Consider the following 23,194-nt stretch of genomic DNA (forward strand, 5'->3'; position numbering starts at 1 on the left):
TCATGTCGCCTCCCCGTAATACTGCATGAATAAATGTTCGAGCTCGTCTGTGCCACTTGTCATTGATTGAACCTGAAACTCCGCCAATGTTCGGATGAGGTGGTTCAGCTCTATCGGTGTCGAGATGGTGACCTCAACATGCATGCCGTCCCGTTCACCAGAATCGGCCGCGAATCGAACGGCTTCCGCTTCCGTAGAAAATTCGACTCGATACCGTTTAACGCTATGTTGTCGTAATTGTTCCATGTCCTCTTCGATGATGATGCGTCCATCTTTAATCAACGCGGCACGGTCGCACGTCCGTTCCATCTCAGGGAAATGGTGAGAACTCATGAGAATCGCTTTCCCAGATTGCTTTTCTTCAATTAACCAATCGATTAGACGCTCTTGCATGAGCGGGTCTAATCCGCTCGTCGGTTCATCCAATATATAGACGGGCACATCTTTCATGAAACAGGTGATGATGGCGAGTTTTTGCTTCATCCCTTTTGACATCTTCCGTACTTTCGTCGCCTCATCGAATGAAAACCGTTCACGTAATTGCCGTTCACGATCCGAATTCGTTTTGTGCAAATGGCGCGTCAATCGAATGATTTCTTCTCCCGTCATGTTCTGGGGATAATTGATTTCTCCTGGCAAATAGCCGACGCTCCGTTTCACTTGCTCCGTCTCCTGCCAACAGTCGAATCCGTTGATGGTCGCCTTGCCTTCACTCGGCTTCAAAAGACCCATCAAATGTCGAATCGTCGTCGATTTTCCAGCGCCGTTCGGTCCGATGAATCCGAAGATTGTCCCTGGTGTCACTTGAAGGGATACATCAAAAATGCCATGTGTATCATCAAATCGTTTCGTCAATCGCTGAATCCGAATCATCTCGACCTCTCCTTTTTTGTAATATCCGAACAATATCATTACAAAACTAGTATATCACGTTCCTTTTTGAAATGGAAATGGTATATTGATTACAAAACTAGAGAAAGGAGCGCTTCGATCAATGGATGGATTTGCGAAACGCACCGAAGAAAAACAACAAGCGATCTTACGTGCCGCTTTTGACTTGATGACAGAGAAGCAATCCCGATTTACAATCAGTGAACTAGCGAAACGAGCGCATGTCTCCCCCGTATCCATCTATAATTACTTCGGTTCAAAAGACCAGGTCATCGTGGAAATCTTAAAGCAAATGACAGAAGAGCAGATGAGTTGGATGGAACAGGCGATTGAGTCGAACGCTCCCTTCGATGCGTTACTCGTCGAAATCCTAAAACGAAAAATCCAGACGGCGGTTCTCTTTGACGAGACCATCACAGCAATGATTCAACAAGACCCGAACTGGGAACAGCTTGCAACTCGGGGATATACTGCTTTCGCCCAGTTGATCGAATACGGGAAGGCCCAAGGTTCAATCGATTCGACGTTATCCACTTCTTCTTATTTACGCTATGTACAATTCATGCAACTGGCCATCCTATCCGATCCTCAGTTTTCAATCGGGGATATGAAGGAGACGATGGACGTCTACTTTCATTTCTTTTTGAATGGGGTCATGAAACGCTAAAAGGTGACTGTCTGCTTGCTTGAGACAGTCACCTTTCTTTACGTTTGATAGATAAAGTCCTCAATCGGATAGAGCGATAGATCCACTTCTGCGTCACCTGTCAGAACGAGGTCACTCAACACTTTTCCGATGAATGGGCCGACCGTCAAGCCGGATGAGCCCAGACCGTTCGCGACTAACAATTTTTCTGCCCCAGGCACCCTCCCGAGAACGGGAATTGAATTTGGTGTGACCGGACGGAAGCCGACCTTCGTCTCAACGAGTTCTGCTTCAGCAAGTCCAGGTGCCGACTCCAAACCTTTAGTCAGTACTTCATGTACACCGATTGCAGTCGGACGAACGTCAAATGCTTTCCCTTTTTCATGTGTCGAACCGATGACCACTTTTCCGTCGTCAAATCCGAGTAAATAGCGTCGTCGTGGCGGCATGACGACCGGCCAGTCTGATGCGTCTGTGTCTTTCAACTGGACGTGGACGAGCTGGGCCTTTTCCCCTTCGACTCGTACGGTATATCCAAGAGGCTGTAACAGTTCCGGTAACCAAGCACCCGTCGCAAGGATGATTTCATCCGCTTCATATCTCACTCCGTCACACTCCACACCAATCTCATCTCCGCTCGTCAACCGTGCTGAACCGTTGACAAACTTGACGCCACGCTTGATAGCGACTCTCTCAAGTGCAGCGCGAAAGCGACCGCCGTCGACTCTAGCCCCTCCTGTCACGAAGAGTGCATCGTATTCATCGGATAACGGTGGGAAACGATGTTGTGCCTCTTCAGCAGTCAGTCGTTCGAGTTCACCGATTTCTGGCGCTTCTTCTCGACGAAGCAAAGTTCGCTCCATCATCTGGTCGAGCTTTGTTTCTTCATGGAGCGCAAGCGTCCCGACACGTTTGTATCCGGTGTCCGTCTCCCCTTCAGCCTCCAGCTCTTTGACGACTTTAGGATAATAGCTAGCTCCACCTTTTGCCAGTGCATACCAAGCTTTATTGCGTCGCTGCGCAATCCACGGACATACGATTCCAGCCGCCGCATCCGTTGCTCTTCCTTCTTCTTTTCGGTCAATGACCGTCACATCCGCTTTACCAGCTAAATGATAGGCAGCCGAGACACCGACGATCCCTGACCCGATAATCACTATCTTCTTCATCATAAATCTGTCTTGTGCAGACAGATGGACACATCCTTTCGTAAAAAAATCATCGACCCAACGGATCGATGATTGATTCTTATTCTCTCATCGCTAGACGATAAAGTAAATCTAACAACTCAATATACAACCAGACGAGCGTGACGATTAATCCGAATGCCGCGACCCATTCCAACTGTTTTGGTGCCCGAGCTTCGACTTGACTTGCAATGAAGTCAAAATCCAAGACGAGAGCGAGTGAAGCGACGATGACAATCACGAATTGAACACCGATCGCAAGTGGGCTTGAACCGGTCATGAATGCCAAGCCTGAACCGAACAAACTCATCACGAGTTGCACGAGATATAACAACATGACTGTGAACATGGCTGCCATAACACCGGCTTTAAACTTCTGTGTCACTTTGACAAGCCCTGTCGTATAGACAAACCACATCGCAAAGGCGACGACAAACGTCGTCAGTACGGCGCGTCCCACAATACCAGGGACCATCGCTTCGAAGAAATACGAAATCGAACCGACGAAGACACCTTCGATAATGCCGTATAGTGGTGCGACGACCGGTGCTGTATTCGGTTTAAACGTGATGAGCAAAGCAAAGATAAAGCCGAGGATGAGTGACCCGATCATGAGCGGGAACAAGAGCCCTTCTCCGATTGTCGGGACGACAAGCCATGTCGTACCGGCTGCCGCTGTCACGAGTAAAAGCAAGGTGAACACTTTAGACCATGTACCTGCTTTCGTCATCGGTTCGGCACTGTAAGCTGTGGACTGCATTGATTTACGAAGTAATGGATTCGATTTTAAGTTCAACGTTGAATAGCTCCTTTATGGTTCAGTTACTGTTTTGCGAACACGTCGATGAACGCACGCATATAATCTGGTAAGTCTGGCGGACGACGACTTGAGACGATATGTCCGTCGACGACGACCGGCTCATCATGCCAAATCGCTCCCGCATTTTCCATGTCATCTTTAATTCCCGGCGTACTCGTCACGTTCACCCCGTCTAAAATGTTCGCAGAAATCAACACCCAACCGGCGTGACAGATTTGACCGATTGGTCGTTTTTGTTCATCCATATAACGGACGAATCCTTTCACCGAATCGAAACGGCGCAATAAGTCAGGTGACCATCCGCCTGGCACGAGAATCGCATCGAACGATGTGATGTCCACATCATCAAATGCCACGTCAGATTTTGCTGGCACACCGTATTTACCGATATATGCGTGATCGGCCTTCTCCCCAGCGAGGATCACGTGCGCCCCCTCTTCACGAAGGCGATGCACCGGGTACCAAAGCTCTAAATCCTCGAAGTCATTACTGACAAGTTGAAGGACTTTCTTCCCTTGTAATTTCATCAAACCCCTCCTTTTGTTCATTCCCCATTATACCCGAAAGCGACAGTCACGAAAACGAAGAATCATGATTGTTTTTCCAGGATATTGATTATGGATGATTCTCACCACTATATCTTGTGTTTCCTCCCTACAATTGATACCTTTAGTGGTAGGAGATTGAGAAGGAGGAACATAACGTATGAAACAATATCATGACTTATGTCGACACATCCTCGACCATGGTGTCGTAAAAGAAGACCGGACCGGGACCGGGACAACGAGTGTATTTGGTTACCAAATGCGTTTCAATCTGCAAGAAGGGTTCCCCCTCATCACGACGAAGAAATTACATATTCGTTCCATCATTCACGAACTATTATGGTTCATCTCAGGTGAGACGAACGTCCGATATCTTCAAGAAAACGGGGTCCGTATTTGGAACGAATGGGCAGACGAAGAAGGCAATCTTGGTCCAGTATACGGTTCACAGTGGCGTTCTTTCCCACGCCCGGACGGTTCGTCCGTCGATCAACTGGCTCAAGTGATTGAACAAATCAAGACGAATCCTGATTCGAGACGGTTGATCGTCTCGGCATGGAATCCTGGACAACTCGATGAGATGGCCCTGCCGCCGTGTCATTTACTTTTCCAATTCTATGTCGCTGACGGGAAGCTCTCGTGCCAGTTATATCAACGAAGCGCCGACACCTTTTTAGGTGTTCCATTCAACATCGCATCGTATGCACTTTTGACGCATATGGTCGCACACGTGACCGGACTCGAAGTCGGTGACTTTGTCCATACCCTTGGTGATGCACACATCTACCACAACCATCTCGAGCAAGTGGAGCTTCAACTGTCGCGTGACCCGCGTCCGTTACCCCAACTCAAGATTGTCCGTGACGTATCTTCAATCGAATCATTCCGTTTTGAAGACTTTGAAATTCTCGGTTATGACCCACATCCACATATTAAAGGAGAAGTGAGCGTATGATTTCACACGTCGTCGCATATGGGCAGAATCGCGAAATCGGAAAAGACAATGATTTATTATGGCGCTTACCAGATGACTTGAAACATTTCAAGGCCATCACGACTGGCGGGACGGTCGTCATGGGAAGAAAAACGTTCGAATCCATCGGTAAAGCGTTGCCGAACCGACGCAACATCGTCGTCACATCTGATGTTTCCTTTTCAGCCGATCAAGTCGAAGTGTGGCATGATTTAGACCGTCTCGTCGAAATGAGTCAACATGAAGAATGGTTTGTCATCGGTGGGGCCACGTTATATGAACAGACGATGTCGATGACGAGCCGGATCTATGCAACGGAAGTCGCTGCATCGTTCGAGGCCGATACGTATTATCCCGAACAGACCGGGGAATGGTCCGTTACGAGTACGATCGAACACCCGCAAGATGAAACACATGCATATGCCTTTTCATTCAAACAATACGACAAAACAGACATCGCATCATGATGTCTGTTTTTTAGTCTGGCAATTTTTCCAGCCACTGTTCAATTTTTCTCGTGATGACTTCGTCCTGTCCTCCGTCCGCATAATCGTCATAGATCGCCTCGAGTTCAGACGCCGTTCGTTTCGATACAGCAAGGATGTGGCTGTATTTGCCTCGTTGCTCTTTCACAGCAGACAACGTCCCTCTCGCTTCTTGCGCACGCGCATCATCCAAGACGAACATCTCGATATTGTCATTACAAGAATACGCCTCGTAAGGACGGTAGACGACTTCATATCGGCGGTGCTCTTTCGGGAGTCGATCAGCGAGCGATGTATAGGTATTGGCAGACATCGTCACATAGGCGATTCGCTTCTCCTCACGAACAGCAGAAGTGTATCGGACGACACGATTTCGACCATCTCGTTTCGCCTTATACAGCGCCTCATCTGCGTAGGCACACCACTCTCCAAGTGTATAGCCAGTCTGGCAGACTCGGGTGTATCCAATCGACACCGTCACCTGATGATCGTATGGAAACTCCATCTCTTCGATGCGAGTTCTGACTCGCTCAAGTACCGATTCGACGATCGCACGGTCTGAAACGTTTAAGAGGATCAAAAATTCTTCGCCTCCGTATCGGATGAGCTCATCACTAGAGCGAATGGCATGACGGATTTCTTCAGAAACACGATGAAGTACGTCATCCCCATACGAGTGACCGAACGTATCGTTCAATTGTTTAAAGTGATCGATATCGAGCAGTGCAACGGCAAAACTCTCACCAGAACGCTCCAATCTTGAGATAAACCGAGAAAAGGTCGCCTTTAAATACTTACGGTTGAAAGCACCCGTTAATTCATCAACGAGTAACGCTTTTGATACGAGACGGGATTTTTCAATATGTAGCCCCAGACGCACCAATCGTTCCTCCATCGGCACCCACGATTCCCAATAATCGTCGAATCCATATGAATAGGCAGCAAGACGATAGTGTTCATTCGTTCCGATGACAATGAGGGGAACGTAGAGCTTTCTCATCTTGCTAACGAACGATTGGATATCTCGCTCTTTAAATTGTGGCCATAATTCAACGTCCATGATGATGGCTTTTGGCACATCCTCATAATCGTATTCCACGGCTTCTTCAAGGGTCTGCAAAAAAACCGGACGTGCCCCGAGCTTTTCAACGCGCGACTTGTAACGACTAAACGTGGAAAAGCTTGCGGATAAGATAAGGACGAGATCTTCGTCCTCTTGTTCAATCCCCAAGACGGTATGGATATAACGTTTCACAGGAGAGATCAAGGTCAAAGCTTCCGCTTGTGTAAGGACGCTTGGCAACTCCTTCGCGTCAGACTCGACACGACTAAAGATTTCTAACAAATGCATCAACCGTCGTTGCCGAACTTCCTTCTTCATCCAATCGAGTAGAAACTCGATATCGCTTTTTGGAATTTGTCTCGACTCCGATATCTTTTTCAAAATCATATGTATACGCTCAGTGAGTTGACCTTGCTCCATTCCTGTCCCCCCTATGTTCGTACTCCCCGAATTCTCTTATGTTTCGATTATGCGACTTCTCAGGATGAAATACAACTATTTCCTTATTTATTTTCTATTGTTTTACATATCACTAGGACCTACGCCCTAAAAAAGACATACTAAAAGCGGTCTTGCGACCGCTTTGTGTTATTTTTTCACTTTTAAATTCGGTGACGTCATTTCCTCCGGACGAATCCATTGATCAAATTGTTCTTCTGTTAATAAACCAGTTTCTAAGGCTGCTTCTTTCAAAGAAGTACCGTTTTTATGTGCCAATTTCGCAATTTTTGCCGCATTCTCGTATCCGATATGCGGGTTAAGTGCTGTAACGAGCATGAGTGACTGTTCCACATTATGTGAGATCACTTCATGATTTGGTTCGATTCCGACAGCACAATGATCATTGAACGAATGTAAGCTGTCCGTCAATAGACGACAAGTCTGTAGAAAATTATACATAATGACTGGTTTGAAGACGTTCAATTCAAAGTTCCCTTGACTCGCCCCGAACCCGATTGTCGCATCATTTCCGAGTACTTGTGCGGCAACCATCGTGAGCGCCTCACTTTGAGTCGGGTTAACTTTACCCGGCATGATTGAACTTCCTGGTTCGTTCTCCGGAATGGTGATTTCTCCGATTCCTGCACGTGGTCCAGAAGCCAACCAACGCACATCGTTCGCAATCTTCATCGCGTCCATCGCTAAGGCTTTTAATGCACCATGCGTGAAGACGAGTTGATCGTGACTCGTGAGGGCGTGGAACTTGTTGACGGCTGTTACAAACGGTTTTCCCGTCTCTTCTGAGATTTTCTTCGCTACAACTTCACCGAACTCAGGGTGTGCGTTGATCCCTGTTCCCACAGCCGTTCCTCCAAGTGCAAGCTCCGTGAGTGGTTCAATCGTGCGCTCGATCATCTGTTTTGACAATTCAAGCATCCGGACCCACCCACTGATTTCTTGACCGAGTGTGACCGGCGTCGCGTCTTGAAGGTGCGTCCGACCAATTTTGACGATATCCATAAACGCCTCCGCTTTTTGTGAAAGGGTTTGATAAAGCGAGTCGATTGCTGGAAGGACATCATCTTGTACGGAAAGGATGGCGGCGATGTGCATCGCGGTCGGATACGTATCGTTCGAGCTTTGCGATTTGTTGACGTCATCATTCGGATGAATCGTGATAGATGCTCCACGAGCCTGTAACTTTTCATTCGCAAGATGTGCTATGACTTCGTTGACGTTCATGTTTGACTGCGTGCCCGACCCTGTCTGCCAGACGACAAGCGGGAATTCCGCGTCATGCTGACCTGCTAAAATCTCATCTGCCACCTCTGCGATGATTGCTGCTTTTTCTTCCTCGAGTACACCGAGTTCAGCGTTTGCTAAAGCTGCACCTTTTTTCAAAATGGCAAATGCGTATACGATTTCAAGCGGCATCTTCTCCGCTCCAATTTTAAAGTTTTCGAGACTACGCTGCGTTTGTGCTCCCCATTTCGCCGTAGCTGGAACTTTAATTTCCCCCATTGTGTCCCGTTCGATCCGATAATCCATGTATAATTCCCCCTCTATAGTTGACTACGCTTTCATTTTAGCGAAAAACCATCTAAAAAGAAATGACTCCGTCAAAAAAGCGACCAAGAATGATCTCGGTCGCTTAATTCATTCCATTCAATGCGTCACGTGCAATCACGTCTGCCCGATTCTCCGCTCGTGGGACCCATTTTAAGAACACGGTCGGCAATTCATCATAGGCAATCAGTGCTTTCAGAAACAGAGGCTTCGCAGAAGCATCTTTCATGAAACGTTGCTCTAGTGCGCGAACAATCACTTCGGCATCGGAATACAGCATGAATGAGGTTTCACCTTCCAATACATGCGCTTGTTCAAGCGCATAAGCACATGCAGCCAATTCCGCGTGAACGCTTGTCAATCCTTGCATTCGACGTTTAAACGTCGATACGGTACCGTCGGACGACTTGATCCACACGCCGATTCCGTTCTCTCCAGTCGTCTGATTGGTGGCCGCGTCAAAATAGATGTGAACCAAATCGGTACGCCTCCCAATCCGTGTTGACAGGTGCATGGATATCAATTTGTGACAGTCGTTTCGACAAGAGCGCGATCTCTTCATGACCGTCTAGTTTTTTTGCATATTTTTGATGGGGCGCTTCGAGTGTTTCATTTTGAACATGCACATAAAGCGTCTCAATTGTATCGTAATGCTGAATTAAAATCGTCGCCGTCTTCGGACCGATGCCACGTACACCTGGGATGTTATCCGAAGAGTCTCCCTGCAATGCCTTCACGTCGACAAACTGATATGGTTTCACGCCATACATCAATTCAAAAGAAGCTTCATTGACGAGCTGCTCATCACCTTTTTTCGGCATGATTTGAAACACGTTCGGAGACAACAACTGAAGTAAATCACGGTCCGAGGAATAGAGATATGATTCACCCGGGAACGCTGTCGCGACGGCGCCCATCAAATCATCCGCTTCATACCCCGTCAACTCGGATTGTAAGATGCCTCGTTCATCCAAAGCGGCTCTCAATTTCAAATAGTCTTCGAAAAGTGCTTCCGGGAGTCCATTACGCGTTGCTTTATATTCAGGGTACATCGCATAACGGTGGGTAGACTCTCGTGTCCCGTCCCAAAAGAAAGCGATATGGGAAAAGTCTGTCGTCCAGGAATCCACCTTTCGAAGTAATCCTTTCACAGTCACTTCCGGATCTTGTGCTCGTCTTCGCTCCGTCGCAAAATAATAACGGGACAACAAATTAAATCCGTCAACTAGAATAAGCTTCATCTTGCTCCACCTCACATGCTTTTAATCCCCGTGCTAGTGCATCTTGGTCCAGTTCCTTCCCAATCCAAACAAATACGGAACGGTCCCCTTCATGCACCTCATTTGCAAATGTCGCGCCCATCAACTGATTCGTCGCTTGAATGACAAACTTGCGCTCCTCATCCTGTAAGCGGACAATCGCCTTCATCCGATACATCTCATCCTCGTAGTGCATCAAGACTTCACGAACGTAACGGGTCACGCGCTCCCGAGACAACGGACGCTCGGCACTCAACGTGATGGCACGAAGGGAGGAGACCGATTCACTCGTCTCTGTCAGTTGACTCAACTTCTGTTCATCGACACGTGACAGTTGGAACGTATTCTCAAGTAATTCGTAATCGCCTTCTGTTTGAATCGTCTCTACAATCCTTACCGTCGGATTGAGTTGTTCGATTCGGCGGCGTGCTTGATCGAGTTCATCCGACGACACTAAATCGGTTTTATTTAACAAGAGGAGATCGGCATAAGCGATTTGATGAATCCCTTCTTTGAACAGTTCACGATCCATTTGACTGGCATCCACAACCGTCAAGATGGCATTCATTTTGAAGTGTTGTCGCAAATATTCATCATAGTAAATCGTCTGAATGATTGGTGCGGGATCGGCGACACCGGTCGTCTCGATGATGACCCGGTCGAATGTTTCTTGCTTTGCCGCCAGTTGATAGAACGACTTACTCAAATCATTTTGGATGGAACAGCAAATACATCCGTTTGAAAGTTCAATCTGCTCTTGGTCCATCTTGACGATCAATTGTTCATCGATATTAATCGCGCCGAGCTCGTTGACGATCAGACAAATCTTTTCATCCGTCGCCGCGAGTATACGGTTCATATACGTCGTCTTGCCTGCTCCTAAAAATCCGGTCACTAATTGTACGGGAATCATGATACCACCCTTTTCTTACAAATCTTCGTGCGCGCGAGCCCATTTCTCATAACGCGCATCCAATAAATCAATCAAGTGAAGCATCCAAGCCTCCGTCGTCATCGGGAGGACACTCGATCCCCACTCACGTTTCCCATGATGTGATAAAATCATGTGCCAGATCCGGTGATGGACATCCAATGGCAGTCGCGTCGACGTCTGGCGTAACGCTTCTTCAAACAATAGCCCACCGTATGGCATATGCCCGATCAATGTGCCCATCGGGTTGATGGATATGCCGGTCGTTTCACTTGTGCCCTCAACGGGAGATAACTTTTCAAAACGATTCGGACTAGATAACAGATGGCTGTATTCATATATTTTTCCGATGTCGTGGAAGAGGATTCCAAGTGCGAGTTCATCCCAACTCAACGGTTCTTTCCGCTCGGCCATCGCTTCACAGGCGGCATACAGCGATTCAAACGTTCCTTTATATGCCTGTTCGATTTTAACACCGTTCATCGTATTCCAAAGGTCGACTTTGTGCAACTGCTCCGCTTCTTTTATTACACGAAACACCATCGCCAAATAGTCATCTTGCTCTTGAATCCGATAACCGAGACGAAGCATACACACGGTATGCTTTAATAGACCTCCCGCATAGTTATGATGGTGGTAGAGTGCCGCTGGCGATAGTACGAAATCATCCCAAACGAAATCAAGGAGGCCGTAGGCGAGCTGTTGATAGGTCGGTGACAACGTATCAATCAAACTGAATAATTCATCCGCAAACTGTTCCATCGTCTCATCCCCTGGCAAGCCTGGTAATAACGAGATTGCCTCATCTTTTGAGATAGGATGGACGCGGTCAATCGTAATCGATTTTGCACCATCCGGTTTTGGATAGACATCGATTTTTCCGGACAATTCGATAACACCCGATTCATAGATTGGAAGTAGTTCACTCTCATTTCCACGTAGCCAATGCTTCGCACGCATCATCCCGTTCGCCGTCGTAACACTTAATTGAAGCCATTTCGCACCATTCTTTCCTTCTCTAACCTCGACTGTACTGACGAGCGCTTTTGTTTGGACAGGGGTCCCGTCTGCTAACTGGTCTAAACGTTCCTTCGATTTGTCTATTTGCGGTATTTGAAATCGATCACGGTTCATCGATGAACCGATGACTGGATCAATTTGTTGATAATAGTTCATAATCATTCCCTCCTCGCATCTTCTGACATTGTATCGTGTTTCCGCTCATTAGGCGAACATACTTTCTAGTAGGGTCATGATTTCACATTCATTATATTGAAAGCGCTTACGATTATTGATACGATAAAGGTAGTTCGATAAAGGGGGAAACGATAATGATTTCATTAATCGACACGTATGAGCGTTTCATCGCCTCGGGGGAAGCGACACGTTATGCACAAGAACAACAATCCATTGAACATATTCTACAAGCGTCAACTTGTCCGGTGGGCATGCGGGACTTAGAACAGTCACTCACGCATCTTTCCGGTAATCCATATGCTAAAGATGCATCACTCGACAAAATTGTCGAACATGAGATGAAAGGGGCTATGGCGGCGCTTGAGCTTTCTGGTTACCCACTTCAGACGCCGCTAGCGAAAGCTGTCATCTTGTCTGCGTTCGCTCGAACGAACCGACTCAATATTGATAAGTTAAAAGAACTGAGCCACGCCGATCTTCTCGTCCGAATTCAATCGGCAGAGCGCGCTTGGAAGCGGACATACACATTGTTACACCGTTCGACGCCGACTCAGATCTGTGGTCAAATGGATTCACTCCTCGGTGGTTGCGCCATCCAACGCGTTCTTGAGGCAATCAAACAACCGGGAACGACAAAAACAGCATAAGAAAAGGAGCGGTCCCCGGGCCGCTCCTTTTCTTATGCTCATCCTTCTGTTACTTCAACTACATCCGGCTCATATAGCGTCACATTACGTGCCGGAGAGAATGTCGAAATCGCATGTTTATAGATCAATTGTTGACGACCTTCCGACTCGACGATGACGGTAAAGTTATCAAATGACTTGATGACACCTCGAATTTGAAACCCGCTCACTAAAAATACGGTCGTTGGTACCATTTCTTTTCGAAGTTGATTCAAAAAATGGTCTTGGATGTTGTAGCTCGCTTTCATGCTGGATTCCCCCTAGTCTTTATCTCTTTAAAATAATCGGAATTTTCGAAAAAACCCCTCTACATCATCATAAATATTTTTATATGATAGTTCAAATGATTTTCGACCCATATCCACCCAAATTCCATCAAATTGATGACGGAACCAAGTTAATTGCCGTTTCGCGAACTGTCTTGTGTGCTGTTTAAGCAAATCTGTCGCTTTCTCTTTCGAGATGTTTCCATCGATGAATGGAATGATTTCTTTATACCCGATGGCTCGCATCGCCTGCGTATCACGATATCCTTGTGCCAAAAGTCGTTCGACTTCTTCGACTAGTCCTGCTTCCATCATCGCATCGACGCGTTGATTGATTCGGTCGTATAATATCTCACGATCTGCGTGGAGGACGAACAATCGATAATCATAATGTTCGGATGGCGCACTGTCCGTCGTCTGTGTATCCCCTTGCATCGCTACCTCGAGCGCCCGCACGACGCGACGCACGTTATTCGGGTGAATCGTAGCCGCACGCTCTGGGTCAAGTTGGACCAATCGTTGATGTAACGCCTCTCGCCCCTCGACTTCCGCCAACCGTTCGAGTTCTTCCCGCAACGCTTCATCGACCGGTCGTTCCACAAATTCATAATCGTATAAAATGGAGCGAATGTATAGCCCCGTGCCACCGACGATAATCGGTAACTTGCCACGGGCATAAATATCATCGATGGCGGCACGCGCCAATTGTTGAAACATCGCGACACTCATGGCATCGTCCGGGTCACAAATATCGATCAAATGATGCGGGATCCCTTCGGCCTCTTCTTTCGTCACTTTTGCTGAACCGATGTCCATACCCCGGTACACTTGAACCGAGTCACCCGAGACGATCTCGCCGTCGAACGCTTTTGCTAGTTCGATGCCCGTCTTCGTTTTGCCAACAGCGGTCGGACCGACGATGACGACGACAGGTGTTTTTTTCATACATCTCACTCCTCAATTAAAAACCCGTCTCCTCACGAGACGGGCCATCAAATTCTTCTTTTTATTCTATCATCAAATACGACGGCAAACAGCATCCAACCACATAAAAGTAATCCGAGTAATAACACGAGACCATCACTCATCTGCTTTCGCCTCCTTTAGCTTCCTCATTCCCACTTTTCACATTTTAGACACAAAAGCAACTGTAAAAAAGCACACTCAACAAAAAGTGCGCATTCCATCATCATCATTCAAAACAAATATTCAATCGTCATCTATTAACCTCTGAACCAGTCCCAAAAATGAGCGCCTTGGGCGACAATCAAATAGTCGAACCAGCGTGTATAATCCATGGGAAGTTTTTCGGTGTCATCTGTGTAAGTCAAAAATTCTCCAACCCAAATGTAGTTTTCATGTTCATTGACGACCTCGCAAACAATCCATTCCCCATCTCTCCCGGCTCCGACGGGAATGAATTGTTCAGGACACTCCCAAATTTCCCGATACTCGATCATTTCATCTACACTAAAAAGTCGGATTCCTCCACCGTATGTCGGGTGAACAAACAGGTCAGCGCCATTATGTAAAGTCAAAAATTCAATCAATCTGGATGGTGAATAATGCGGTAATCTAGCTAAGTCATCCTCAGCCGCAGATGCTTGAAACGAGAACAATTCTGTTTCGACATATCCATCTTCCCGTTGTACTTCTAATCGATTATGAATCAATCTCTCTTTCAATGTCTTTAACGCCATCAATAGATTCACACCCGTCATATTGTATTTAAGTTGAATTTGATTCATTGACGTTCATTATTTTTTCAAATTTTATTATATACTACCTTTAAAAAAATATGAAAATGGAGGTATTATTTACATATGAAGAATAAAATATTTTACACTTTTCTTATTTTTATTTCCATCATTGTCGGTTCCTTTATGATGTATGTGTCATACGAAATAATAATAAGAGAAGATTACTTGATATCCACTCTTGAGAAAAACTCACAAGTTGAAAGTGAAGAATACGAGATTGCATCATCTTCTTTAACAAAATTCGGTTATATATATGAATTACAATTCTCTGATGAACCTCATATAAAGTATGCGTTCTATGTAAAAGATACTAAGGATGATGAGTATGATTTGCTGTATTACTCGTATGGAGTAGATGGGGACTTCAATAGAGATGCAAAGAGGGATCAATTATTCAGTCAAACTATTAATGATTTTGAATAGAAGTTTCATGCATAATCTAAAAAAATGAGATAACCAAGTGCGAAATAATCTCACTAAGTTACCTCATTTTTTACTTATACAACTTCCACTGCTTGTTTCGTACGTTTGACAGAAACGATGAAGTACAGGATTGCCGTACCGCTCGCCGCCCACCAAACCATGTCATACCATCCGTTCATCAGTCCAGCCATAGCAACCATCGCCGGGACAATCAGCGTCAACCATGATAATACGAGGGCGACACGTGCTGTGATGGCCTCATTCGGTTTTTCGAGTCCCATTCCAAAGAAGAACAACGCCCAAAGGAATGACCAGAAGAACCACGTCAACGCTCCCATCGGATCACTTCCTGCAATCGCCATTGCGCCATAAAAAGCGGCTGCAATCGAAACGAATAGCGAGAACCAGCCTACGCCACGGCCGTCTAAATTCAAAATAAACGTTACCCCTACATATAAATAAGTGAACGCAAATAGATAGATGCTCGCAAAACCGAACTGCTCTTCTGGACTCGCCCCAATCAATAACCATGTGGCGATAAACGTTTGTAAGAGTCCCGTAAACAAACTAAAGAACCCTGCGCTCTTGCTATCCACTTTCCCGAGAAGAACGAGACTATTTAAAAACAGTGCGACGCCACCGAATAATAAACTTACATTACCCACACTCATTACCCCTTTGTACAGATGTCTGACCTTTGTTCTACTGTATCACTTTAGCTTGAATTCGCTTTCAGTGCAAGGGGATTTTTACGTGTTCACGAGAACGCCACGCCTTACTCGTTCTCAAGGGTTTGGATGGCCTCGTCGATTTGTTCTTGTTCCTCATCCGTGAAAGTCGGATACTGTGGATCAATCCGTTCAAGCACATCAATCATGACTGACGAAATGACAAAACGACTGTACCACTCATCATCTGCCGGCAACACATACCACGGTGAAACTTCTGTTGATGTGTGCGACAACATCTCGGCAAAGATTTCTTGATATTCTTCCCAATGCTGTCGTTCTTCGATGTCACTGAAGGAGAATTCCCAATTCTTTTTCGGGTCCTTTAACCGTTCAAGCAAGCGATCTCGTTGTTTATCCTTAGATACATTGAAAAAGAACTTGATGACTTCGAATCTGTTTTCATGTAAATAGCGTTCATAATCGTTGATTTGACGATAGCGCATCTGCCAGACCTCTTCCTGGTCCATTTCTTCCGGAAGTACTTCGTCCCCCAACAAATCATGGACACGAGGCGCAATGACCTCTTCATAATGGGATCGGTTTAAAATTCCGACCTGTCCTCTTTCAGGTAACAAATCATGCATTCGCCACAGATAGTCGTGCTTTTTCTCAGTATCGGAAGGTTTTTGAAACGCATTCGTCTTCAGTCCTTGGGCGTTCAAATTTGAAAAGATATAGCTGATCGCTTCGTCTTTCCCACCCGCATCAAGCGCCTGCAAGACGACGATAATCCCTTTCTTGCTCTCGGCATACAATCGCCAATGTAGTTCTTTCAATCGCTCGACACTGTTCGGAATGAGTTCAGTCGTCAAGGTGTCATCCTCCGGTTTGTCTGAAACAGTCGTCGGATAATCATCTAATTGAATCTTGCTGTTCGGTGACACAATAAAATCCTTCGTGTTCATACTCGTTCTCCTTTTCGCTCGACGTTCAACCTTGATTTACCCAAAAACTGCATAAGAAAATCCCTTCCGAAAATTTCGGAAGAGATGTTGAGAACTTAGTAGATTCCGACAGCGTCAAATGATTTCGCAGCTGATACGGCTTGCGGACTTGTCGCACCGTAAAGGTCTTTCGCAGATTGCACGACCGCTTGACGAAGGCTTGAGAAGTTAGATGTTGGTGTCAAGTAAACATTGAGGGCACGGTAGTAGATATCCCCCATCGCCATGACTCCTACACCTTGTACCGATACGCCGTAGTGTGATCCACCATTACCTAAGAGGTATGCCGCTTTGTTGACGATACCTGAGTTGATGTGAACCCCACCATTATCTTGTGTGCCTGTGTAACGTTTCGAGTAGTGATCTGGGTCACCGTATGCAGCCGGGTTCGCCATCGAACGAAGTCCGTCGCCCGCTACACCTGGTGTGTAGATGTCTTCCCCTACCAACCAGTCGAAGTTAGTGCCGACGCTATATTCCGCCACTGTACCTAGGATATCCGATACTGCTTCGTTGATCGCCCCAGACTCGTTTTGATAGATCAGTCCTGCCGTGTACTCCGTGACCGCGTGAGTCAATTCGTGAGCGACTACGTCAAGTGCACCTGAAAGATACGTGAACGTTTGACCGTCTCCGTCTCCGTATACCATCTTACTTCCATCCCAGAACGCATTGTTGTAGCTGCGGCTATAGTGAACCGTAGAGTTTAATGCAGCTCCGGCGTTGTCATAGCTGTTCCGTCCGTAAGTGTTTTTGTAGAAATCATATGTTTTTGTCGCGTTGACGTGTGCAGAAACAGCGGCACGGTCGTAAGTCGTGTTCAAGACGTTATCCACGTCAGCCCATAGCGAACCTGGGAGTGTCGTACGGTTTTTCGCATCGTACGTATAGATTCCCTTTCCACGCGTAGAGTCTTGAAGATAATAGTAAGAACCGCTCTTCGTTGTCTTGAACGTTTGGCTGTAGCCGAGTACATCGATTCCCGTTCCTGTATAGGTCGTACCTGTCACACCGTTCGTCGGTCTCGCGTGAGCTAACTGGTCGAATTTATTGAGTACCTCACCCGTCCCCGCATCGATGAAGTATGTCCAACGTGATGGCTCTTCTGCTTCAAGGATCGTTCCGGTCACTTGATATGCATAGACCGACTTGTCACCTTTTGGATAGACAATCAATTCTGCTTCCGGTTCGAGCTCGTAAGCCCCTTTATGACCGACAAGCTTTTTGTAACTCGCGATGGCTTTCTTTTCAGTTAACTTGATCGACCTATGTAGGTTCTTGACCGATTTCGCATCATCCACGACTGTCTTCAATTGACCCGCTTCATCTACGACACCGACTACCACACCACCGAATACTGGCACGCCATCAACTGTCTGTTGGAGTTTAACCACTTTCCCGACTTTGTCTGACTTCGACTCAATCGTCTTGAACTCACCTTTTGATTTGACGTACTCTTTTACAATCGTTGTCGGCGCACTCTCTGATGGTTTCGTCAGAGTGCCTGACTTCAATTCTGCCGCACCGACCAATTGTGGGACGAGCAAGACGCCTGCGATTAATGATGTAGAAACAACTTTTTTCATGTGTTTACCTCCTTTGTGATGATTCTTACTTTACACACTTTCCCACAAAGGCTGTATCCATCTTTTTAATTATTTTGATAATTCATAATATTGAGTATTTAGAACCATTCATTCTATTTACGACCTAATTTTATCCAAAAAAATTCGTGCTCCTTAGGAAAGGAGCACGAATAATTAATACACATCTTTTTGGGTAAAGTGGTAAAACGCATACGCCAAGGCGGCCATCGACCAAATGAGAATGACGAGAAGCGAAAACGGTAACGTCATCCCATCGATTGGGGGAGCCTGTCCTTCCAAATAGGTATGAAGACCGAAGTTGACGTTCACCAGGTATTTCGAGCTATCCCAGTTTGAACCAAGCGATGTCAATAATGGCCCCGAGATGAGGACAGCCATCATGATTCCGATTCCGGTCGCCGTATTTTTCACCAAAACGGAAATCATGAGAGAAATTGTCCCGACCGCAGCCACGACGAGCCATGATAGACCCATCGACATAAGCAAGTACTCCCACATCGGCAACGTATGCACAAAGTCGGTCGAGAAGGTTCCGGTCGGCGAAGCTTGGAAACCGGTCAAAATCGGAGCATTCCATCCGTCCCAGCCGAGAACGATGCCGGATATGGCGTAACTGACGACGGCGGTCACAAATATTAAGATCGATGTATAGAGGAGCGTCGTCAGCCATTTGGCGAGCAAAATCTTATATCGCCGGACCGGTCGCGATAACAACGTCTTGATCGTTCCATCATTATGTTCTCCGCTCACGATATCTGCCATCAATACAATAATGAACAGCGGTAGGACAAGCGTAGTCCCTTGGGAGAAGAAGACGCGCATAAACGTCGGAGCTCCCGGATAATTCGGATTGATATCATTATCAAGATAATACTGATTCTGTTGGACTTGGAACTCAAGAATCTGCCGAAACTCGTCTTGAACGTTCGCGGAGGCGAGTCGGTTTTGTGTATCGATGATCTCTTGCTGGAGATCGACACGCCAATCAATCGTTCCTTGTTCTTCGCGTTGTTTCTCGATTTGACGATAGTTCGCATACGTGAACATCGAAACAAGTACGATCAGGATGATGGAGACGACCATCAATCTGCGCTTCCGATGAATCTTGAGCACTTCATTACGAATGAGACCGAGCATCGATGGATTAGGCAATGTGATCACCGCCTGTCAACGTGATGAAGAGGTCCTCTAACGTTTGGACTCGGCGCTCGAGTCCGAACACCTCGACATCTCTTTCCATCAAATAGCGATTCAACTTCGCCGTCTCTTCCACGTTCATGGAAATACGAATCGTTCGTTCGTCCACCACGTCCGCTTGGTCGATTGCTTCGTACCCTTGAACAATTGGTAATACTTCAAAGCTATTCGTCACATGTAAGTCGACCGTTGACGCGAGTTCTTCAATCAAAGCATGGACCGTCCCCACCTTGACAATCTTGCCTCGCGACATAATGGCGACTCGGTCCGCTAATAGCTCAATCTCGGCTAGGATGTGGCTGGACACAAGAACACTCAGCCCCGTTTCTTCTACGAGACGACGGATGAAAAGTCGTAAATCCCGAATCCCCATCGGATCGAGCCCGTTCGTCGGCTCATCCAAGATGAGCACCCGTGGATTGTTTAACAACGCTTGGGCAATCCCGAGCCGCTGACGCATCCCGAGAGAGTACGTTTTCACTTTATCATCGATTCGAGCAGTCAAATCGACGAGGTCAATGACTTCCTGGATTCGCTTATCATCGACGCCAGGTAACATGCGTGCGAACGCTTCTAAGTTCTCACGTCCGGATAAAAACTTATACAGCTCTGGATTCTCGACGATTGCACCGATTTGATTCATCGCTTGGACGAATTGTTTGTCGACGCGATACCCACAAATCGATACATTTCCTTTCGTCGGTTTAATCAAGCCAACAATCATTCGAATCGTCGTCGTCTTCCCGGCGCCGTTTGGTCCTAAAAATCCGAAGACCTCACCCGGGTAGACGTCTAACGAAATATTATCGATGATCGTCTTTTTCCCAATCACTTTAGTTAGTTGATGTAGCTTTAACGTCGGTTCCATTGTCTCACCTCTTTCTTTATTCTATCGGACAAAAGCGAATCTGTCCTATTCGAACATTCACATAGGGCACATCCATTTAAATTTGATATGATGTTTATATAGAAAGCGAGGTCAGCCCATGAAACAGTCGAAATGGTATGCATTTTTAAGTGGCGCCGTTCTTTTAACGGGAATCGCCGTCTACGGTCTATGGATCGGCTATCAAGATATCGTCAATCCGCCGGAGCGAACACTTTCCGTCTCCGAAGATGAACGTCCCGAGCCAGAAGGAGACGTGTACGTCGCATTAGGCGATTCGTTGACACGCGGTGTGGGGTCAACATCAGGCGCAGGATATGTACAGCCCGTCAGCGCTGCTCTTGAAGAAGAAGGCGTACGTACGCAAAACCTTGCCGTGTCTGGGGCACGAACAGAAGATTTACTCACACAACTCGAGCAACCTGAAGTGCGTCGGACCATCGAAAACGCACGATATATCACGTTGACCATCGGTGGAAACGATTTGTTCAACCGTGGGGAGAACGTCGATAACTTCGAATCAGTCGATATTCAACAAGTGGTCACGGATGCGAAGACGAATTTAGAAACGATTTTCACTGAAATTCGATCACTCAACGATTCAGCAACCATTGTGTATATCGGTCTATACAATCCGTTTCAAAATGATGAGAATGGACAAGCATTCAATCAGCTCATCCTCGATTGGAACGCATCCGCGAAACAATTAGCGAATACGCAGAATATCGATGTGATCGACCCGTTCGCCTACATCTCTGACTTATCAAGAGATTTAGCGACCGATCAGTTCCATCCGAGTGACCGTACGTATGAGAAATTCGCGAATGATGTACTCTTCGTTCTCGAATGAACAAAATCCTCGTCAGCTTGACGAGGATTTTTTACTTCTCATATCGAACAATCCACTGTTCCCCTTGTTTCATCATGCCCGTCCCGACCCAACCGGCTTGAAGCAACTCAACTTGTCGCTCACGATTTTCCATCGGTACATCTTGCACAATTGATGTGGGATGCCACGAACGATGCATCTCTTTGTAAAAAATATAGCGGAGTTTCCCTCCATACTTTTCTTTCAACGCCCCGATTCGGAGTCCAAGCGTGAACTTGTCTTTCATGCTTGGAATATTGAACGGTGCGACCGTCGCACAGACGACATCGAATCGATCATCCGATTCCACTTGTGCCATCAACAGTTTGCCTAAATGTGTCTGTAGTCCATATCCACGGAAGTCTGGATGGGCGTTCGTCACTTCCTGATACAGGACACGTTCAAGTGAATCCTCCGGCCATCCGATATCCCGCCCTAGATGTTCCGCATCGATCGGTGGGATGAGCATCGCTCGGAACGCGATAATCCGACCATCTGATCTTGCCCCAATCAACGTCTGGTCATTCAATAGTTTCGTGAACTCCTCGATGGATAGCGATTGATAATGTGCTGGTTCAGCCAATGCTTGAATGACCGCATCTTGGACGGACAACAGTTCCGGTAAATCGGACAAGCCTAGAACGCAAACATGAAGGGAAAGGTCTTTGATCTCACCTTTCCACATGCGATTCTTCTCCAATCACGTAAGAATCTGTCGTCAATTCACGCAACACGTCCTCATCGACGTCAATACCGAGTCCCGGACGATTGTTCAGCGAGATGATTGGTAAATCATATAATAAGTTTCCGACATCTTTCCCGAATCGGAGCGGGCCCGTCAACTCGACCGTCTTCACGATTTTACTCGAGAAAGCGACGTGGAATCCTGCACTCGATGCAATAGAGGATTCGACCATGGAACCGATTTGGCATTCGATTCCGGACATTTCCGCCATATGGACCAACTTTTTCGCCGGATAGATACCACCACACTTCATCAGCTTGATGTTCGCTTTATGGGCTGCTTGCATCATCGTCAAGCGTCTCATATCGTGAACGTCTTTCAGCCCTTCATCTATCATGAGCGGGACGGAAATTTTTTGTTTCACTTCGAGCATGCCTTCAAAATCATCCGCCTTGACCGGTTGTTCGACCCAATCGATGCCATACGGTTCGAGTAGACGCATGGCTTGAACCGTATTGGCCGCGTTGACCCACCCCTGGTTAACATCGACTCGAATCGGCACGTCATTTCCTACCGCTTCCCGTACCGCCTTGACACGCGCCACATCCGTTTGCACATCGACTCCGACCTTCATCTTCACTGCCGTATAGCCTCGTTTCATTTGTTCGAGTGCCTCTTGTGCCATATGGTTCGGCTCTCCGATACTCAAGACGTGCGTGACTGGGAATGACTCATGGTACCGACCGCCAATCCATTCGTAGATGGGTTGATTCAGCTTTTTCCCGATCACATCATGACAGGCGATATCGAGTGCTGCTTTGGCAGCCGGAACACCACGAATCGCACGGTCCATCTCGTCATGAATATGCTCTAAGTGCATCGGATTTTTTCCGATTAGGAGCGGAGCCAATAGATGACGGAGGACGCTGACCGTGCTCTCAGCGGACTCACCCGTCACATGCTCATCCGCCACGGCTTCTCCATATCCGACAAGTCCACATGCGGTCGTCATTTTGACGATGACAGATGGCATATCATCATAACGGTGATAACTGACGATGAATGGTACCTTCAATGGAAAGCGAACCGAGAAAATTTCTATTTTTTGAATATTCACGTTCATCACTCCTTTACTTC

26 protein-coding genes are annotated in these 23,194 nt (G+C 46.7%); 6 read left to right on the forward strand and 20 right to left on the reverse strand.

Annotated elements, in window-relative coordinates:
• Entirely contained in the window at window positions 1-873 is an 873-nt protein-coding gene (locus tag KD909_RS07910; protein ID WP_211781268.1) for an ABC transporter ATP-binding protein, read from the reverse strand.
• A gap of 121 nt (window positions 874-994) precedes the next feature.
• Here KD909_RS07910 and KD909_RS07915 point away from each other — a divergent pair, with 121 nt between their 5' ends.
• Window positions 995-1,558, forward strand: a complete 564-nt coding sequence (locus KD909_RS07915) for a TetR/AcrR family transcriptional regulator (protein WP_211781269.1) — start codon at window positions 995-997, stop codon at window positions 1,556-1,558.
• A gap of 38 nt (window positions 1,559-1,596) precedes the next feature.
• On the opposite strand, the gene KD909_RS07920 is transcribed toward KD909_RS07915, so the two are convergent.
• The 3 genes from KD909_RS07920 to KD909_RS07930 all read right to left on the reverse strand — a co-directional run bounded on the left by KD909_RS07920 (window position 1,597) and on the right by KD909_RS07930 (window position 4,071).
• Window positions 1,597-2,706 carry an NAD(P)/FAD-dependent oxidoreductase gene (locus KD909_RS07920; protein WP_211781270.1) on the reverse strand — a complete coding sequence of 370 codons (1,110 nt, stop codon included), beginning with the start codon at window positions 2,704-2,706 and terminating at the stop codon, window positions 1,597-1,599.
• A gap of 79 nt (window positions 2,707-2,785) precedes the next feature.
• Window positions 2,786-3,520 carry a Bax inhibitor-1/YccA family protein gene (locus KD909_RS07925; RefSeq protein ID WP_012726196.1) on the reverse strand — a complete coding sequence of 245 codons (735 nt, stop codon included), beginning with the start codon at window positions 3,518-3,520 and terminating at the stop codon, window positions 2,786-2,788.
• Between the two features lie 26 nt (window positions 3,521-3,546).
• Window positions 3,547-4,071: a type 1 glutamine amidotransferase domain-containing protein gene (locus KD909_RS07930; RefSeq protein ID WP_074037100.1), complete on the reverse strand. Its 525-nt coding sequence runs from the start codon at window positions 4,069-4,071 to the stop codon at window positions 3,547-3,549.
• A 178-nt stretch (window positions 4,072-4,249) separates the two neighbouring features.
• Between KD909_RS07930 and KD909_RS07935 the strand changes: the two genes are divergently transcribed.
• Both KD909_RS07935 and KD909_RS07940 read left to right on the forward strand, forming a co-directional pair.
• Window positions 4,250-5,044 (forward strand): thymidylate synthase, encoded by a 795-nt coding sequence (locus tag KD909_RS07935; protein WP_211781271.1) that lies wholly within the window; start codon window positions 4,250-4,252, stop codon window positions 5,042-5,044.
• On the forward strand, window positions 5,041-5,529 hold the full coding sequence (locus KD909_RS07940) for a dihydrofolate reductase (protein ID WP_211781272.1): 489 nt from the start codon (window positions 5,041-5,043) through the stop codon (window positions 5,527-5,529). The genes KD909_RS07935 and KD909_RS07940 overlap by 4 nt, the downstream gene beginning before the upstream one ends.
• A 10-nt stretch (window positions 5,530-5,539) precedes the next feature.
• Here KD909_RS07940 and KD909_RS07945 read toward each other — a convergent pair whose 3' ends face one another.
• The 6 genes from KD909_RS07945 to KD909_RS07970 form a co-directional block, all read right to left on the reverse strand.
• Window positions 5,540-7,030, reverse strand: a complete 1,491-nt coding sequence (locus KD909_RS07945; protein WP_012726192.1) for a GGDEF domain-containing protein — start codon at window positions 7,028-7,030, stop codon at window positions 5,540-5,542.
• Between the two features lie 168 nt (window positions 7,031-7,198).
• On the reverse strand, window positions 7,199-8,599 hold the full coding sequence (gene fumC / locus KD909_RS07950; protein WP_159562227.1) for a class II fumarate hydratase: 1,401 nt from the start codon (window positions 8,597-8,599) through the stop codon (window positions 7,199-7,201).
• 103 nt (window positions 8,600-8,702) lie between these two features.
• The gene (locus KD909_RS07955) at window positions 8,703-9,095 is read right to left on the reverse strand and encodes a reverse transcriptase-like protein (RefSeq protein WP_012726190.1); all 393 of its coding nucleotides are present in this window, start codon (window positions 9,093-9,095) and stop codon (window positions 8,703-8,705) included.
• Window positions 9,076-9,858, reverse strand: a complete 783-nt coding sequence (locus tag KD909_RS07960) for a 5'-3' exonuclease (protein WP_211781273.1) — start codon at window positions 9,856-9,858, stop codon at window positions 9,076-9,078. Before KD909_RS07960 ends, KD909_RS07955 begins: the two co-directional genes overlap by 20 nt.
• Window positions 9,839-10,789, reverse strand: coding sequence for a CobW family GTP-binding protein (locus KD909_RS07965; protein WP_211781274.1), 951 nt, complete (start codon window positions 10,787-10,789; stop codon window positions 9,839-9,841). The genes KD909_RS07960 and KD909_RS07965 overlap by 20 nt, the downstream gene beginning before the upstream one ends.
• A gap of 15 nt (window positions 10,790-10,804) precedes the next feature.
• Entirely contained in the window at window positions 10,805-11,983 is a 1,179-nt protein-coding gene (locus KD909_RS07970; RefSeq protein WP_047795356.1) for an HD domain-containing protein, read from the reverse strand.
• Window positions 11,984-12,138: 155 nt separating this feature from the next.
• Here KD909_RS07970 and KD909_RS07975 point away from each other — a divergent pair, with 155 nt between their 5' ends.
• Window positions 12,139-12,651, forward strand: a complete 513-nt coding sequence (locus KD909_RS07975; RefSeq protein ID WP_211781275.1) for a hypothetical protein — start codon at window positions 12,139-12,141, stop codon at window positions 12,649-12,651.
• A gap of 38 nt (window positions 12,652-12,689) precedes the next feature.
• Here the strand turns inward: KD909_RS07975 and hfq are convergent, their stop codons facing one another.
• The 3 genes from hfq to KD909_RS07990 form a co-directional block, all read right to left on the reverse strand.
• Window positions 12,690-12,938 (reverse strand): RNA chaperone Hfq, encoded by a 249-nt coding sequence (gene hfq / locus KD909_RS07980; RefSeq protein ID WP_047795357.1) that lies wholly within the window; start codon window positions 12,936-12,938, stop codon window positions 12,690-12,692.
• 27 nt (window positions 12,939-12,965) lie between these two features.
• Window positions 12,966-13,901, reverse strand: a complete 936-nt coding sequence (gene miaA, locus KD909_RS07985; protein WP_211781276.1) for a tRNA (adenosine(37)-N6)-dimethylallyltransferase MiaA — start codon at window positions 13,899-13,901, stop codon at window positions 12,966-12,968.
• A gap of 278 nt (window positions 13,902-14,179) precedes the next feature.
• Window positions 14,180-14,704, reverse strand: coding sequence for an SMI1/KNR4 family protein (locus tag KD909_RS07990; protein ID WP_249199010.1), 525 nt, complete (start codon window positions 14,702-14,704; stop codon window positions 14,180-14,182).
• Window positions 14,705-14,779: 75 nt separating this feature from the next.
• Here KD909_RS07990 and KD909_RS07995 point away from each other — a divergent pair, with 75 nt between their 5' ends.
• Complete coding sequence (locus KD909_RS07995; protein ID WP_211781277.1) at window positions 14,780-15,139, forward strand: hypothetical protein; 360 nt, start codon at window positions 14,780-14,782, stop codon at window positions 15,137-15,139.
• 74 nt (window positions 15,140-15,213) lie between these two features.
• On the opposite strand, the gene KD909_RS08000 is transcribed toward KD909_RS07995, so the two are convergent.
• The 5 genes from KD909_RS08000 to KD909_RS08020 form a co-directional block, all read right to left on the reverse strand.
• On the reverse strand, window positions 15,214-15,810 hold the full coding sequence (locus KD909_RS08000; RefSeq protein ID WP_249199011.1) for an AmiS/UreI family transporter: 597 nt from the start codon (window positions 15,808-15,810) through the stop codon (window positions 15,214-15,216).
• Window positions 15,811-15,914: 104 nt separating this feature from the next.
• Window positions 15,915-16,775, reverse strand: coding sequence for a PPK2 family polyphosphate kinase (locus KD909_RS08005; RefSeq protein ID WP_211781279.1), 861 nt, complete (start codon window positions 16,773-16,775; stop codon window positions 15,915-15,917).
• Between the two features lie 95 nt (window positions 16,776-16,870).
• Entirely contained in the window at window positions 16,871-18,400 is a 1,530-nt protein-coding gene (locus KD909_RS08010) for a M4 family metallopeptidase (RefSeq protein WP_211781280.1), read from the reverse strand.
• A 174-nt stretch (window positions 18,401-18,574) separates the two neighbouring features.
• Window positions 18,575-19,573, reverse strand: a complete 999-nt coding sequence (locus KD909_RS08015) for an ABC transporter permease (protein ID WP_012726177.1) — start codon at window positions 19,571-19,573, stop codon at window positions 18,575-18,577.
• Window positions 19,566-20,486 carry an ABC transporter ATP-binding protein gene (locus KD909_RS08020; protein ID WP_211781281.1) on the reverse strand — a complete coding sequence of 307 codons (921 nt, stop codon included), beginning with the start codon at window positions 20,484-20,486 and terminating at the stop codon, window positions 19,566-19,568. The genes KD909_RS08015 and KD909_RS08020 overlap by 8 nt, the downstream gene beginning before the upstream one ends.
• 118 nt (window positions 20,487-20,604) lie before the next feature.
• Here KD909_RS08020 and KD909_RS08025 point away from each other — a divergent pair, with 118 nt between their 5' ends.
• Window positions 20,605-21,354 (forward strand): GDSL-type esterase/lipase family protein, encoded by a 750-nt coding sequence (locus KD909_RS08025; RefSeq protein WP_211781282.1) that lies wholly within the window; start codon window positions 20,605-20,607, stop codon window positions 21,352-21,354.
• A 31-nt stretch (window positions 21,355-21,385) separates the two neighbouring features.
• Here KD909_RS08025 and KD909_RS08030 read toward each other — a convergent pair whose 3' ends face one another.
• Both KD909_RS08030 and KD909_RS08035 read right to left on the reverse strand, forming a co-directional pair.
• Entirely contained in the window at window positions 21,386-22,057 is a 672-nt protein-coding gene (locus tag KD909_RS08030; protein WP_211781283.1) for a GNAT family N-acetyltransferase, read from the reverse strand.
• A complete protein-coding gene (locus KD909_RS08035) occupies window positions 22,044-23,174 on the reverse strand; it encodes a mandelate racemase/muconate lactonizing enzyme family protein (RefSeq protein ID WP_211781284.1) in 1,131 nt (376 codons plus the stop codon). Before KD909_RS08035 ends, KD909_RS08030 begins: the two co-directional genes overlap by 14 nt.
• Between the last annotated feature and the right edge of the window lie 20 nt (window positions 23,175-23,194).

This window comes from Exiguobacterium sp. PFWT01, from assembly GCF_018255795.1.
Lineage (GTDB): Bacteria > Bacillota > Bacilli > Exiguobacteriales > Exiguobacteriaceae > Exiguobacterium.

What these genes read in the sequence shown, in the direction of transcription:
- KD909_RS07910 (WP_211781268.1), bottom strand. Translation starts at nt 873, where the DNA reads ATGATTCGGATTCAGCGATTGACGAAACGATTTGATGATACACATGGC.
- KD909_RS08025 (WP_211781282.1), top strand. Translation starts at nt 20,605, where the DNA reads ATGAAACAGTCGAAATGGTATGCATTTTTAAGTGGCGCCGTTCTTTTA.
- KD909_RS08010 (WP_211781280.1), bottom strand. Translation starts at nt 18,400, where the DNA reads ATGAAAAAAGTTGTTTCTACATCATTAATCGCAGGCGTCTTGCTCGTC.
- KD909_RS07995 (WP_211781277.1), top strand. Translation starts at nt 14,780, where the DNA reads ATGAAGAATAAAATATTTTACACTTTTCTTATTTTTATTTCCATCATT.
- KD909_RS07965 (WP_211781274.1), bottom strand. Translation starts at nt 10,789, where the DNA reads ATGATTCCCGTACAATTAGTGACCGGATTTTTAGGAGCAGGCAAGACG.
- KD909_RS08000 (WP_249199011.1), bottom strand. Translation starts at nt 15,810, where the DNA reads ATGAGTGTGGGTAATGTAAGTTTATTATTCGGTGGCGTCGCACTGTTT.
- hfq (WP_047795357.1), bottom strand. Translation starts at nt 12,938, where the DNA reads ATGAAAGCGAGCTACAACATCCAAGACCATTTTTTGAATCAACTTCGA.
- KD909_RS08005 (WP_211781279.1), bottom strand. Translation starts at nt 16,775, where the DNA reads ATGAACACGAAGGATTTTATTGTGTCACCGAACAGCAAGATTCAATTA.
- KD909_RS07975 (WP_211781275.1), top strand. Translation starts at nt 12,139, where the DNA reads ATGATTTCATTAATCGACACGTATGAGCGTTTCATCGCCTCGGGGGAA.
- KD909_RS07935 (WP_211781271.1), top strand. Translation starts at nt 4,250, where the DNA reads ATGAAACAATATCATGACTTATGTCGACACATCCTCGACCATGGTGTC.
- KD909_RS07970 (WP_047795356.1), bottom strand. Translation starts at nt 11,983, where the DNA reads ATGAACTATTATCAACAAATTGATCCAGTCATCGGTTCATCGATGAAC.
- KD909_RS07960 (WP_211781273.1), bottom strand. Translation starts at nt 9,858, where the DNA reads ATGAAGCTTATTCTAGTTGACGGATTTAATTTGTTGTCCCGTTATTAT.
- KD909_RS07915 (WP_211781269.1), top strand. Translation starts at nt 995, where the DNA reads ATGGATGGATTTGCGAAACGCACCGAAGAAAAACAACAAGCGATCTTA.
- fumC (WP_159562227.1), bottom strand. Translation starts at nt 8,599, where the DNA reads ATGGATTATCGGATCGAACGGGACACAATGGGGGAAATTAAAGTTCCA.
- KD909_RS07945 (WP_012726192.1), bottom strand. Translation starts at nt 7,030, where the DNA reads ATGGAGCAAGGTCAACTCACTGAGCGTATACATATGATTTTGAAAAAG.
- KD909_RS07940 (WP_211781272.1), top strand. Translation starts at nt 5,041, where the DNA reads ATGATTTCACACGTCGTCGCATATGGGCAGAATCGCGAAATCGGAAAA.
- KD909_RS07990 (WP_249199010.1), bottom strand. Translation starts at nt 14,704, where the DNA reads ATGAATCAAATTCAACTTAAATACAATATGACGGGTGTGAATCTATTG.
- miaA (WP_211781276.1), bottom strand. Translation starts at nt 13,901, where the DNA reads ATGAAAAAAACACCTGTCGTCGTCATCGTCGGTCCGACCGCTGTTGGC.
- KD909_RS08030 (WP_211781283.1), bottom strand. Translation starts at nt 22,057, where the DNA reads ATGTGGAAAGGTGAGATCAAAGACCTTTCCCTTCATGTTTGCGTTCTA.
- KD909_RS08020 (WP_211781281.1), bottom strand. Translation starts at nt 20,486, where the DNA reads ATGGAACCGACGTTAAAGCTACATCAACTAACTAAAGTGATTGGGAAA.
- KD909_RS07930 (WP_074037100.1), bottom strand. Translation starts at nt 4,071, where the DNA reads ATGAAATTACAAGGGAAGAAAGTCCTTCAACTTGTCAGTAATGACTTC.
- KD909_RS07920 (WP_211781270.1), bottom strand. Translation starts at nt 2,706, where the DNA reads ATGAAGAAGATAGTGATTATCGGGTCAGGGATCGTCGGTGTCTCGGCT.